Annotated in this window: 12 protein-coding genes; 2 read left to right on the top strand and 10 right to left on the bottom strand. The window is 57.1% G+C overall.

The features are described 5' to 3' along the window. Positions 1 to 332: 332 nt before the first annotated feature. The 8 genes from EU556_RS00815 to fumC form a co-directional block, all read right to left on the bottom strand. Positions 333 to 3,461, bottom strand: coding sequence for an Ig-like domain-containing protein (locus EU556_RS00815; RefSeq protein ID WP_167855393.1), 3,129 nt, complete (start codon positions 3,459 to 3,461; stop codon positions 333 to 335). A 747-nt stretch (positions 3,462 to 4,208) separates the two neighbouring features. Further along, a complete protein-coding gene (locus EU556_RS00810) occupies positions 4,209 to 4,829 on the bottom strand; it encodes a thioredoxin family protein (protein ID WP_135430050.1) in 621 nt (206 codons plus the stop codon). A 97-nt stretch (positions 4,830 to 4,926) separates the two neighbouring features. Then, positions 4,927 to 5,430: a DinB family protein gene (locus tag EU556_RS00805; RefSeq protein ID WP_135430048.1), complete on the bottom strand. Its 504-nt coding sequence runs from the start codon at positions 5,428 to 5,430 to the stop codon at positions 4,927 to 4,929. A gap of 88 nt (positions 5,431 to 5,518) precedes the next feature. Further along, positions 5,519 to 5,992: a DUF6970 domain-containing protein gene (locus EU556_RS00800; protein WP_135430046.1), complete on the bottom strand. Its 474-nt coding sequence runs from the start codon at positions 5,990 to 5,992 to the stop codon at positions 5,519 to 5,521. A gap of 113 nt (positions 5,993 to 6,105) precedes the next feature. After that, entirely contained in the window at positions 6,106 to 6,498 is a 393-nt protein-coding gene (locus EU556_RS00795) for a diacylglycerol kinase family protein (RefSeq protein WP_245327348.1), read from the bottom strand. Then, the gene (locus EU556_RS00790) at positions 6,491 to 7,087 is read right to left on the bottom strand and encodes a GNAT family N-acetyltransferase (protein WP_135430044.1); all 597 of its coding nucleotides are present in this window, start codon (positions 7,085 to 7,087) and stop codon (positions 6,491 to 6,493) included. The genes EU556_RS00795 and EU556_RS00790 overlap by 8 nt, the downstream gene beginning before the upstream one ends. A 119-nt stretch (positions 7,088 to 7,206) precedes the next feature. Next, entirely contained in the window at positions 7,207 to 8,277 is a 1,071-nt protein-coding gene (locus tag EU556_RS00785) for a DHH family phosphoesterase (protein WP_135430042.1), read from the bottom strand. Between the two features lie 322 nt (positions 8,278 to 8,599). Then, on the bottom strand, positions 8,600 to 10,006 hold the full coding sequence (gene fumC / locus EU556_RS00780) for a class II fumarate hydratase (RefSeq protein ID WP_135430040.1): 1,407 nt from the start codon (positions 10,004 to 10,006) through the stop codon (positions 8,600 to 8,602). A gap of 180 nt (positions 10,007 to 10,186) precedes the next feature. Between fumC and EU556_RS00775 the strand changes: the two genes are divergently transcribed. Beyond that, complete coding sequence (locus EU556_RS00775) at positions 10,187 to 10,477, top strand: hypothetical protein (protein WP_135430038.1); 291 nt, start codon at positions 10,187 to 10,189, stop codon at positions 10,475 to 10,477. A 261-nt stretch (positions 10,478 to 10,738) separates the two neighbouring features. Here EU556_RS00775 and EU556_RS00770 read toward each other — a convergent pair whose 3' ends face one another. After that, complete coding sequence (locus EU556_RS00770) at positions 10,739 to 12,181, bottom strand: TonB family protein (protein WP_135430036.1); 1,443 nt, start codon at positions 12,179 to 12,181, stop codon at positions 10,739 to 10,741. Further along, on the bottom strand, positions 12,168 to 12,797 hold the full coding sequence (locus EU556_RS00765; RefSeq protein ID WP_135430034.1) for an RNA polymerase sigma factor: 630 nt from the start codon (positions 12,795 to 12,797) through the stop codon (positions 12,168 to 12,170). Before EU556_RS00765 ends, EU556_RS00770 begins: the two co-directional genes overlap by 14 nt. 305 nt (positions 12,798 to 13,102) lie before the next feature. Here EU556_RS00765 and EU556_RS25925 point away from each other — a divergent pair, with 305 nt between their 5' ends. Beyond that, complete coding sequence (locus EU556_RS25925) at positions 13,103 to 13,276, top strand: hypothetical protein (RefSeq protein ID WP_167855392.1); 174 nt, start codon at positions 13,103 to 13,105, stop codon at positions 13,274 to 13,276. Positions 13,277 to 13,292 lie beyond the last annotated feature (16 nt).

Genomic DNA, 13,292 nt, shown 5'->3' with positions numbered 1-13,292 from the left:
GAACTCAACAGTATTCCCCTGTAACACTAACTCTTCTCTAATGTAATTAAACCATTATAACCACTGAACACTTGTCTATCAAGTAGGTACTTTATCCTTGATCTGGCTATTTACTGGCAGTCAATTTCATGCTGTGCAAGTGCTTAACATGCACCAGCAGATGTCGGGCTTTAGTAGACTGAGCGAGTAAGCTGCTGAGCTGTGTTTAGGTAAGACTCGCCTGCTGTTGAGCACTTTCTGAGGTACACCAAGGCTGGGATGTACACTGAACAACGACAATAAAAAAAGCCCCGGCTGTAGTAGCCGGGGCTTTCCTCCTGGAATGCGAAACGCTATTGTTTTACTACGCGCTGCATGAACTTGCCTGCTTCGCCTTGCACAACTACCAAGTAGATGCCGCTAGGCCAGGTATTCAGCGCCAACGGTAGTTGCTCGCCTCCGCTGCGGGTGGCGCTATACACTGTCCGCCCAGTAGCATCGAATACGCTTACGTGGTACTGGCCTACAGGCAGAGCCGTTAGGTCAAGCATAGCCTCAGTGGTAGCCGGGTTAGGTGCCACGCTGATGGCGGCCTCCTGCTGACTGAACTTAACAGTGCGTACTACGCTGTACGACGTAGTGCCGTCGGTGTCTACCTGCTTGAGGCGATAGTACACCGTGCCGCTCACTCGGTTACGAACGTTGGCATCGGTGAAGCGGTAGGCCACTCCTGTGTTGGTAGTGCCTTTGCCTTTCACGGTGCCAACGGTTACGAAGGCTTCGCCGGTAGAGCTGCGCTCCACCTCAAACCGATCGTTGCGCAGCTCCGTGGCCGTAGTCCAATTCAGTTGAGCGCTGTTGCCCACAGCTTTGGCCTCAAACCCAACCAACTCAACCGGCAGCGGACCACCAATTGGCAAGGTGTACGTAGCCATGTTGGAAACCCCACCCAGGTTGTCGGTAGCATAATAGGTGAAGTTGAAGTTGCCGGTGGCTGACTTAGCCGGGGCGTACGACAGCTCACTAGCCTGCTCGGGCCGGATAGTCTGGTTTAGGGCTACCGATACGCCATTCAGGGTCAGGGCACCGGAGGTGGGCAAGGTAGCAACGGTGTAGGAGGCAATTGTACCGTCCGCGTCGGTAGCCACCAGGGGGCTCAGGGGCGTCGACCCGTTCGTGTTCCGTAGGCCAGTCGCCGTTTTGTTCTGGGCCACTGGCAGCTCATTGCTGATCGGAATGGTGTAAATGGCCGTGTTCGACTGGTTACCGTCGTTGTCGATGGCATAGTACGTGAACGTGGTATTGCCCGCGTACAGGCCCGTAGGGTCGAAGGTGAGCTGCGTGAGCTGGCTCGGCTGCACTACTTGCGGAGTCGTCACACGGGCTGCGCCGATATACAGAGTGCCGTGAGTAGAGTTAGGCACACTCGTAATTACATAGCTCGTAATGGTGCCGTCACCATCAGTGGCACGCAGCGGGTTGATGGACGTGGCAGCGGCTGTGTTGGAAATAGCCGGTGAGGTAGTTACGTTCTGAGCCAGCGGGGCGGTATTACCTACTGGAATAGTATACGTGGCCTCGTTGCTGAGGGAGCCGCTGTTGTCAGTAACCTGGAACGTGAAGAGGAAGTTACCATTGCGCCCCGATGCCGGCGCATACGTCAGTTTACCGTTTTCAGTAGTAGAATAGGACTTGTTCACTGTGGCCGCTACTCCGTCTACATACAAGGTACCGAAAGCCGGCAGCGACTTGATTGTGTATGAAATAATGCTGCCGTCAGAGTCGGTGGCATCCATGGGCACAACGGCGGTAGCCGTGGTAGTGCTGCTCGGAATGGCTCCCGTAACGGTGTTGTTCGCTACTGGCACAGCGTTACAGGTACCAAAGTACAGGTCATCGATGCCAATGTCGTTACCACCAGCATCCAGCGTCAGGTTGCGGATTTCGAAGGTGGCGGTGGTGTTGTCACCTGAGTACCATACGTCGGAGTAGTTCACCCACTCATCCGGCGACTCCTTAATAACCAGCGTTCCGGAAGTTGACTGCCCGTTAATAACAAACCCCACTTCTGGCTCTTTGCTATTTGAGCCGGGAGGCAGCAGGTTATTGAAGTACGCTGAGAAGGTATAATACCGGTTCGGCTGCACCTTGAACGTCTGCGTGTACAGCGTCCGGATAGCCGAAGAGGCATTGATCATCATGTAATTGTTGTTGACCGTAGCACTTCCGCCACGACCATAACCACGGAAGGCGTTATGGTAATTATTAGCGTTATAGCCAACACCATACGTGGTTTCGGGTACCAACTCGTTGTTTACGTTCGGCAGGTCCTCCTTGTACTCGTAGTTCGTATTGAAGCCAATATTGCCATCAGCAAAGCTAGGATTCACCAGCTGGTTAGGGCCTGTAGCCGCAATACATTGCACTGCGGGGTCATACACGTTGAGATACACCGTGGCCGAGCTGCACTGCGCAGGCGTACCCTTGTCGCAGGCCTGATAAGTGAAGCTATCCGTGCCGATATAGCCCGCAGTGGGTGTATACGTGTAAGAGCCGTTGAGATTCAGGGTAAGTGTGCCGTGGGTAACGCCTTTACCAGCCACTAGCGTTACATTAAAGCCGGTGTTATTGGGGTCAATGTCATTGAGAATAACGTTACCCGATACCGTTGTTCCCTTCTCCACCTCATTGCTGTCATCGTAGGCGGTGGTAACGTTCTTTACCTCTACTTTAATCGACGCTCTGTTCGAAGTGAGACCTTGCACATCCTGCACGGTGTACGTGATGGTGGTGATACCGGCGTAGTTATTTACGGGTACAAACGTAACGATGCCCGTACTTCCTACTGTGAAAGCACCCTGGTTTGTTAGCGTGCGAGTTTGCTGAATCCCAACCTGATCGGGGTCCAGGTCGACGGTGCTAGCGGCAATGCCACCTACTCCGTTTGCATCTCGGTCGATGTCCGTATCGTTCACCAGCACCGAAATGCTAGCCGACTGGTTGCGCGCTACGGTTACAATTGGGTCGTTCACGGCAACCGGGGGCACATTCGCCACCGGGATGGTGTACGTAGCCGTATTAGTTGACTCTAGACCATCGCTGTTGATAGCCGTGTAGGTGAAAGCAAAATCTCCGAATCTCGTCCCGGTCGGGTCGAAGTTCAACTGTCCTGCTTCCGTAGCTGTTAACGAGCGTGTCGCTGTGATTTCGGTCGTATTCAGGTAAAGCTTTCCACCAGTTGGCAGCGTCTTGAGCGCATAGCTAGTCACGCTGGTGCCAGTAGCCGGCGTGGCAGAAAGAGCCGAAATAGAGGTAGCATCCGCGTTGCTAGGAAGCAGTGCGGTACGCACATTGTTGGCCGTAGGCGGATTGCTGACCGTGATGGTATAAGTTACCCTTGATGAATACTCCCGGCTGTTTCCGCCATTATTTGTGTCAGTAGCAACTAAATCGAACGTAACCGTGCCTACACCTGAAGCCACAAAATATACTTCAGGATTTGGCCCTCCTGGTATTGGCTCGTTGTTAGTATATGAGGTACCTGTAGCGTTTACTGTTCCTAATGTGGAGGTAGTGTTAGATGTTCCTAAATACAAACCTCCAATAGTGCTTTTAGGCGTGTAACTAACTATCAAATATTGCACCCTTGATCTGGTGTTGGTCAGGGCTGGCAATGTTAACTGGACTCGAGTTCCAGTAGGGGTGAGTATAGCAGTTCGGTTGCTGCTAGAAATGGTTGGAGCAGCCCAAAGAATCACTGGGCTGAGCAAAAGCCACAGGAGTACTAGCAGGCCAGTGCGGAAAGGTGTTTTCATATTTAAGATTTAGGATGAACAAAAGAAGGAAGATGATATCGCAGGCTTATCCTACAGATAACTAGGTCAAAACTAGCGCTATAACTATGATTTTTCAAGGAGGCCCACAGCCCGATTTTTTCTTACCAGTGGTACGATTCCATTTTTGCAAATCTATCTCCCATTTTGAATACATTTCATAATAATTTCATCTTCAGATTCATTTTGCTTCAAAAAATGAAAAAGAGCAGGATTAATTAATTTTTAGAGATGAATTCTAACCAAAAATTCAATTATGTTTAAGTCTACATTTTTTATAACTATAGTAATATAGCAAAATAGAAAAGGGAACGCCCATGTGTGACTAATTACACATGGGCGTTCCCTAAGCTTACAGAGTGATCAACTCAGCTCTTCAACGAAAGAACAAAATCGTTAGGCCAAGTCGCGAACCAAAGTCAACAGCTCTTGTTGCGTTGCCTGGGTCTTGTTGCGGGCGTACCAAGCGTGGACTTTTTCGGCGTACTCTTCGTGCGTGGCCCCGCTGCTTTTGAGGCTTAAGAACAAGGCTTGTGCTTCGGCGGGGCGTGGGCCCCACTGCGCTACCTCCTGCAGCGTATCAACACGCAGTACTACTAGTTTGGGGATAGAGCGGCTACCGTTGGTCAGGTAACGATCCATCAAATCTAGATTTTCGTCACGCAGGAAATAACGGGTGGTAAAGCGCCCGTTACTAGCCTGGGCAATGGCTTCGAGCACTGGTACAATTTGGGCTGCATCGCCGCACCAGCCTTCCGTCAGGACCAGCCACATGTAGGACTGTTGCAGGTTCTGCACCGCCTCGCGCAGCTCTGGTACTACCTGCGTGGTTTTATCCAGGCGCTGCATGCGTTGCACGTTTAGGTGGGTGTAGTGCGTAAGGGCTGCCGACTGCTGCAGCCCAGTAGTTTTACCTTGGGCTTGCAGCTCGTCGATGAGCTGGCGGTAGCTGCTATACGAATACGCCGTAGCGAGGCGCTCCGGCGTGAGAACCGGAGCCAACGTGTTAGTAGACATATGCTATATGTGGAAGTGACAAACTCTATAACAACGAAAAACCCTTTTCGGTGGCGCTTGCCAACCAAAAAGGGTTTCGCTAAGAACTAGGCCTGGCTTAGAGGCTGGGCACATCGGCCGCGGCGGCCTTAGCCGACAGCTCACGGCAGTATGTGATGAAGTCGGTATTGATGGGCTCCAGCCCATTTAGGCGCAGCTCGCGGGCCACCTGAGCGCGGTGGTAGTTGGCGTGCACCGGTACGTGAGTCATGATGTCGGATACCTGGCTGGTGTAGCCCTCTCCGATGGAGTTGGTGTAGGTAATCAGGCGCTGCAGCTCTGCATCGTCGGCGTTGATGCCATATTGGTGAAAGCGCTCCGAGGTTTGCTCGTGCCAGTGGTGCAGGGTAGCCAGGTCGTGCTCTTGCCACACTTTCACGGGGCTGGGCGTGTTGGTTAGGCGCCCCAGCCAGATGGCCTGGGCATTGAGCACGTGGCTGAACAGACGCAAGGCACTAGCCGGAATGGTAGCACCACCAGCCACTAGGCCATCGAGGTGGCGCAGCAAGGTTTCATTCGCCCACACATTGTAGGCGCCCAGCTTTTCATTGGTGTTAATCATGGGTACAAAAAAGTAATAGGGTCAGGAAGTGATGAGGCAAAGAAGGCTGATGTCCTGTCACTGCATCACTTCAGTACCTCTTTGCTGTTTATCGAGGGTCTTGCCAGACCAGGCGTTCCTCGGTACGAGCCTTGGCGAAGTCGGTGCACTGCCCGTCGCCGCGGCCGGTGAGGCCGCCATCGGGGTGGCAGAGCACCTTGCCGGTTGATGAGTAGAGCGTAGTGTATTGGTCGCAGCAGCCCATGATTTCATAATACACTAAGCCGCCGTTGTATTGGTAGCTCATGATTTGCACCGGGGGGTTCTGCTTTTTCTCACTGAGGTGGTGCTGGATTCGGTCGTTTAGCCATTGAGGGCGCTTCCGGTCATCGAAGGTAGCATCGGGTTGGGGCGTGGGCTCAATGGTGTTGGCGCTAGTGGGCGCCGGCGTGGAGGAAACCCCATTCACGTTGCCGGTTTGGGGGGCATCAGTGGGCGTCGTGACGGCTACGTTGCGCTGGCAGCCTGAGCCGCCAAGCAGCAGGGCGCAGGAAGCGGCCGTGAGAAGTATGGAAAGGCGCATCTGGGAGAGAATAGCGGGTGGCAGGCAACGATGCGCCCGAAGTGGGCGGCAAAGATGCACACAAACTCTTGTTACGCGAGCCCCCAGCCGAGGTTGTTCCACTCACCCGCCCGCTAGGCCAGTAGGGCCCAGAGTTTTGGCCCAAAAATCAGCAGGCCCACTGCCAGCGCGGCCACGGCCATCACCAGCACGGCCCCGGCCGCCACATCCTTGGCCCGCCCCGCCAGCGGGTGGTATTCCGGCGACACCAGGTCCACGATGGTTTCAATGGCCGTATTCACCAGTTCGGCGCTCCACACCGCCCCAATGGCCACGGCCACGGCTACCCATTCCCAGCGTGCCAGCCCCAGGTACAGGCCTAGGCCTATCACTATTACCGTAGCCGCGGCGTGAAACTGCAGGTGCACTTCCGTCTTTAGCGCCGACCACACCCCCTGAAAGGCATACCCGAAGCTGGCTACCCGGCGGCGCACCATGCCGGGCCGCGGAGTGGGCGCGTTATCCACGGGCTTCAAATTGCTGAAACACCGTGTGACATAGCTCGTCCCACTCGGGCTTCAGGATGCTGAAGTACACCGAGTCGCGGCGGAGGCCACCTTGTGTGAGGCAGTGGCTGCGCAGAGTGCCTTCCTCAGTAGCACCCATTCGGCGCATGGCCTCCCGACTTTTCCAGTTTCGGGCATCGGTCTTGAGTTCCACCCGCTCACAACCTAGCTCGCCAAAGGCGTACTTCAGCAGCAAGTGCTTGGCGGCCCGGTTGATGCCCGTGCGCTGATACTCCGAGCCCAACCACGTCCAGCCGATTTCTAGGCGCTTGTCGTCGAGGGCTACGTTGCCGTAGCTGGTGCTGCCCACTACCCGGCCGCTTTCTTTATCTACAATGGCGAAGGCGTAACGCTTGCTGGCCTCCCGGTCGCGCACGGCCTGGGTGAGATAAGCGGCCAGCTCCACGCTATTCTGGGGCATGGGCGTGGTCAGGAAACGCCACACATCAGAGTCAAAGGCAATGGCTTTGAGGTCTTCGAAGTCGGTTAGCTCAAGCGGGCGAAGACGGACGCGGCTGTTTTCCAGCGTAATGCAACGAGCAAAATCCATGAGGAATGGGTCGGAGGAATGGGTCGGAGGGAATGGTGCGCAAAGATGCTTAAAAAAGCAAAAAGCCACTTGGGCAGGGAGGCTATTCAGCGGGCTGCTAGGCCACTACGACCCTCCGCTTATACCTCAAACCCTAAGCCCCGCAGCAGAATATTGAAGTCAGCTTCAGTAAGGTGACCGCCGCTGGCTTGCGGGTGGCCGTGCGCGAAGTTGGCAGGTGGCGCTGCGCCTTGGTGGGCAAAGGCAGTGCGTAATAGGTCTGGAATGTGCAGCTCCCGGCTGGCCGTGCGGCCGGATATGGCCACCATGCCTGCCGGTAGGTAGCCGCGGTTGGCGCACAGCACCACCCGGTCGGGCAGGCGGCCAATCCACTGCTGGGCAATAAGTGGGTGAATCTGACAGGGCGAGTTGATGGTGACTACTGCCACCGGCGCCGCGTGGGCAGCGCCCTTCGGCGGAAACTTGGGCGGCAGTTTTCGGGCGGCGGCCAGCTCGGCGGCTACCTCGGCCCGGTACTGGCCTAGGCGCTCATCCTGGGCCAGTCCGCGCGGGTTATCGTCGTGCAAGAGGTAGCGCAGAGGGAGTTCCAAGTCGAACTCTCCGGCCCGGCGGGCGGCGTTGCACATGGCCACGGCTTCCTTGAGCCACTTAGCCGTGTACTGCTTCTTCACGGCGGGCAGCGGGGCCCAATCGGCAGAATCACCCAAATCAGATAACACCCCAATGGCGGCTACCCATTGTAGGTCCGTCATGTCGGCTTCGGCGGCCAGCAGCTCGTATGCTAGCCACGCCGAGCAAGGCACCGGCTCTAGGCCATACCCGGTTAGTACGGTGCCGCCCGCCGGCGGGCGGCCTTCTGGAATGTGGTGGTCGACGTACAGCACGGGGATACCCGCAGCCTCTAAGGTACCATGCTCGTGCACGCCCAGGTCCGTGACAATCAGCGCATCGGGCTTCAGAGCCAGCAGCCGCTCGTGGGCACTGGGAGTCAGGAAGGCATTTTCGCCCTTACCCGAAGGCACCACCTCTACCAGCCAGCTTGAGTTGATACGGTTTAGACCGCGCCCAAACATGGCCCCCGCCGCCAGCCCATCCGCATCGAAATGACAAAACACCACGATGCGGCCGCCCTTGGGCACCTGATTAAGAAAGGCCCGGAAGGGCGCCACAAACTGCGGATAAGCGGGCATGAAAACGGGCAGCCCGCATAGTAGCAAGCTGCCCGTTGTTCGTAAAAGTTGCGGTGGAGGTTGTAGCACGAAGCTCCCCTGCTCAGATGATTCGGCGCATCAAGCGGTGTGAGATTGGGGATTGTTGATCAATCGTTGTTTATAAAAACCGTCATTCCGAGCGCAGTCGAGGAATCTCGCGTGCTGATGTTGCGATGCTAACTCAGGCGTCAGCACGCGAGATGTCTCGACAAGCTCGACATGACGGCGATACGGTCGTTCTAGACCACCCCCAACCCCTCCTTATCTAAGGAGGGGAGTTGCCGTTCTACCTTGCTCTACCTTACTTCTTGATTTCGCCTACCATGTCCTCGGGCTTCAGCCACTCGTTAAACTGCTCTTCGGTGAGGTAGCCTAGCTGGAGGGCGGTTTCTTTTAGGGTAGAGCCGTTTTTGTGGGCCGTCTGGGCAATTTCGGCGGCTTTGTAGTAGCCGATGTGCGGGTTGAGGGCCGTTACCAGCATCAGCGACGAGTTTACGTGCTTCTGGATGTTGGCTTCGAGGGGCTCGATGCCCACGGCGCACTTGTCGTTGAACGACACGCACACGTCGCCGATGAGGCGCGCGGAGTGTAGGAAGTTGTAGATCATCAGGGGCTTGAACACGTTCAGCTCAAAGTGGCCGTTCATGCCGCCGATGTTGATGGCTACGTCGTTGCCCATTACCTGCGCGGCTACCATGGTCATGGCCTCCGACTGGGTAGGGTTTACTTTGCCGGGCATGATGCTGGAGCCAGGCTCGTTGTCGGGGATGTGCAGCTCACCAATGCCCGCGCGCGGACCCGAAGCCAGCAGGCGGATGTCGTTGGCAATCTTCATCAGCGAAGCAGCCACGGTCTTCAGGGCACCGTGGGCTTCCACAATGGCGTCGTGAGCGGCCAGGGCCTCGAACTTGTTTTCAGCCGTGATGAAGGGCAGACTGGTCAGGTCGGCAATGTGCTTGGCCACGTTCTCGGCGTAGCCGGGAGGTGTGTTGATGCCGGTACCCACAGCGGTGCCGCCCAAGGCCAGCTCGGAGAGGTGAGCCAGGGTGTTCTTGATGGCGCGCAGACCGTGGTCGAGCTGCGACACGTAGCCGCTGAACTCCTGGCCTACGGTCAGGGGCGTGGCGTCCATGAGGTGGGTGCGGCCGATTTTCACGATATGCATGTACTGCTCCGACTTCTGGCGCAGCGTGTCGCGCAGCTTCTCAATGCCGGGAATGGTCACCTCCACCAGAATCTTGTAGGCCGCAATGTGCATGGCCGTCGGGAAGGTGTCGTTGGAGCTCTGCGACTTGTTTACGTCGTCGTTGGGCGCCAGGAATTTCTTCTCATCGGAGAGCTGGCCGCCGTTGAGCACGTGGCCGCGGTAGGCCACTACCTCGTTCACGTTCATGTTGCTCTGGGTACCCGAGCCGGTTTGCCATACCACCAGCGGAAACTCCTTATCGAGCTTGCCTTCCAGAATTTCGTCGCACACGCGGCCAATCAGCTCGGCCTTCTCCGCGTCGAGCACACCGGCGTCGCGGTTGGTGAGGGCAGCGGCTTTCTTCAGGTAGGCGAAGGCGCGGATGATTTCCTTGGGCATCTTGTTGATGTCCTGGGCAATCTGGAAGTTATCGATGGAACGCTGGGTTTGGGCGCCGTAGTAGGCGTCGGCGGGAACCTGAACGGTGCCCATGGTATCTTTCTCGGTGCGGAACTGAGCCATGCTTCTAGTGGGTGAGAAGAAAGTAAGGTGACAAGAAAGCGCGCCGCAAGCCGGCACGGCGCAAAAGTACACAACCGCACCCCGCGCGCCACCGCCACCCCAAAATTCTACGCGGCAGTGGCCTAGCCGCTTACCCGCAGTCTGCCGTATAGCTCAGTACTTACCTAGCAATTCCTTCCCATGAACAAGACCTTCGAAGACGAGTCCGACGCCCTATCCGTGCAGCCAGACCAGCCTACCACGGCCCAGCCTTCCGCTGTAACGCCCTCCTCCCAGGAAAACACGGCCCCCACGCCTCCCTCAGCTCAAGATATCAACACTAACACCGACGAAACGCCCGTGCCCGTAGCTGGTAACGGCGCCCCCGACTACAGCCACGTCGACGTAAAAACCGAACCCGACCTCCCCACCCCCGACAAAGCCGGCGGCAGCGCCACCGAGCCCGAAAGCGGCGGCGGCTACAGCGGGTAAGGTAAAACGGTGATTGAGTGAAGTGGCCTAGCGGCGCGGTCATTACGCGTCCGCAGAATGTTCTATAGATCAAGCTGACTCACTTTTTCTCATTTGCCCGTCATAACCATAAATCAAAAGCCCTGACTTTCACAGTGAAAGTCAGGGCTTTTGATTTATGGTTATGATTGTAGAAGGCTGAGGAAATATTGCTTCGCTCTGCTCGTAAAGACAGACAGGCCTAGGCCACTTTGACCAATTCACTCAATCACCGTTTCACCGCTAACGTCCTTCTATCTTGAAGGGCACGCTTACCTCAACTTGGCGCGCAGTGCGGCGGCCGTTGACGATGGCGGGGAACCAGGCAGGCCCCTCCTGAATCAGGCGGATAGCTTCGGCGTCGCACTCATTGGTGAGCTTTTTTACCACTTTGATGTCGCTGACTTTGCCATCAACGCCTACTACAAAGCGCAGCCGCACGGTTCCTTCGGTGTGCGCCTCCAGAGCTTTTTCAGGGTAGTCGAGGCTGTCTTTCAGGTATTTTTTCAGGCTGCCGTAGCCCCCAGCCGGCATAGCGCTTACCGACATAGGAGCGGGCCCGGCCTCCCGGCGCACTACCACTACTTCACTTAAGTTTTTGGTATCAGGAGCTAGGGCCAAGGCCAGCGTAGAGTCGTTGGGTTTTAGGGGCTGGGTTTTGGAGGTGTAGCCAATAGAACTGATGCTGAGCTGGGAAGTAGTTGAGGGCACCGTCAGGCTGAATGAACCATCGGCGGCCGTGGAAGCGCCTTGCTGAGTGCCGGGTACCAGTACGGTAACTCCTTGCAGGCCTTGCCCGGTGGTTTGGTCGGTGATGCGGCCCTGCACAGTGCGCGTGCCTACGGAATCAGTTGCTCCGCTTGCCACCGTTGCCTTCCGCTTGGCCGGTAGGCCACTCGGCCGCATGGCAGATGCTGGACTTAGCTTGTCGGCCGCTGCGGGGGCTGCCTGCACTGCATAGTCCTGCTTCTGCTTTGCGGCGGCAGTTTTTGCGTTGCTTGCTTCAGCATCTGAGGCAGACGTACTTGCTTGCGCCACTGTTCCTTGCAGCTCTGTGACTTCTGGTTCAGTACGCGCGTTGTCCTTACGAGTCGCTTTCGGCGCCACCCGCGCATACGTTGAGCGACCAGCCCGCCGGCCACGTCCCAATGGCCGCGGCTGCGCCGGGGCAGCTATGCTGGCCGCCGCACTGGGCGGCGGGGGAGCAGCTAGGGCAATGGCAGGCTCATCCTGTTCTTGTTCCGGTACGGGCACTGGCCTAGGCGCCCGGATGGCAAGACGCTCTACGGCACGCCGACCAGACGAAGCTACTTCAGGGGAAGACCGATGCATCATGGTAAACCATAGCACGGAGGCACCCAAGGTGAGCAGCAGGGCTGCCGCGGCGGCTAGTTGTTGCCAAGCCCACCCAAGCACTGGCCTAGGTCTAGAATCGGCGGCTAATTGTTCTACGCGGGCATCCAGGCGCTGGCGCAGGTCCGCGAGGCTGGCATCGGTAACCGCGGCGGGGCGCATTTCCAAGCCTTCCAGCACCTCGGCGCAGCGGGGGCAGTGTAGGGCATGTGCTTCTACGCGGTACCGCTCAGTGGGGCTTAGCGCCCCGGCCACGTACTGGCGCAGCACCTCTACCGGCAGGTGCCGGCTGGCAGAAGGTAGTAGCTCAGAAGCGGGTTTACGGGGACGCATTGGAGGCAGAAATTGATTCTAAGTGGCGGCGCAGGTTGCGCTTGCCGTTTTGGATGTGACTTTTTACGGCGTTGAGGTCGAGGCCCGTGAGGTCGGCAATGTCGCGGTAGCACTTCTTTTCGAGGTAAAACAGCTCCAGACACTGTTTTTGTCCCGGTGGTAGCCCGGCCAAGGCCTGCTCCATTTGCTGAAGTTGTTGCTCGTGGAAGTCGGCTTCGGCAGGGTCATCGTCTACAAGATGCCGACTGACGGCTGATTCCATATCGGCGGCATCGGGAAAGTGAACTACCAGGGCCCCACCGGCCGCAGGGCCGGCGCGTTGGCGGGCCCGCAGCGCCATCAGGCAGTGATTGCGGGCGGTGGTATGCAGCCAGGCCGGGAAGTTGTCTACCTCGTGGCGGCGCAGCTTCTCCACCAATTGCTCAAAGAGCTGCATCACGGCGTCCTTGGCGTCTTCCTCTTCGCGTAGGTAGCGCCGACAAATGGCTAGCACCGTGGGCATGTGCCGCTCATACAAGGTGCCCAGGTCGTGCACGCTGCCCTCGGTGCGGTAACGCTGGAGCAGCTCCGCATCGGAGAGCTCAGCAGCAGGCGCAGGACGGCGGCGGAAAAACATGCAGCACTAAGTGAATAAGGCAGAACCGAAAGCTACGGCTTCGGCAGCAAACTTCTCTGGGCGCCGGCTACCGGCCACCGCTTTCCTGACTTACAAAAAAAAATTTAAAAAAAATTCCTGGTGGCCGTGTGGAATCCGTGGCTGGGCGGCATCAACCTAGCAACACCGCCTACCTAGCTGCTGCTATGTGTTACTCTTATCCTCTATTTCTATCTGGTTTGGTGCTCTCCGGCAGCGCACGGGCTCAAACCGTCGCCCTATCATTAGAGCTACTTATTGATTCAGTTACCTATGCTCTGGCACCAATGCGCAGTGCCTCAGTCCCAGATCTGCCCTGGTGGCTGCCGAACGCCCAAGAACACGCCGGCATTCGGGCCGTGGAAAAGGGTACTGCGCCACGTGCCGCCCAGCGGTGTACCCGCACCTTGCGCCGCTGGGCAAAGGAGCAGCCCGAACTCCAGCCCCGGCCCCGGCCCTAGGCCACCTACTCCGCTA

The sequence above is a fragment of the Hymenobacter fodinae genome, from assembly GCF_004745825.1.
GTDB classification, from domain to species: Bacteria; Bacteroidota; Bacteroidia; order Cytophagales; family Hymenobacteraceae; genus Hymenobacter; species Hymenobacter fodinae.
The sequence above is the reverse complement of the archived record's forward strand: the minus strand, read 5'-3'. Positions and strand labels throughout refer to the sequence as shown.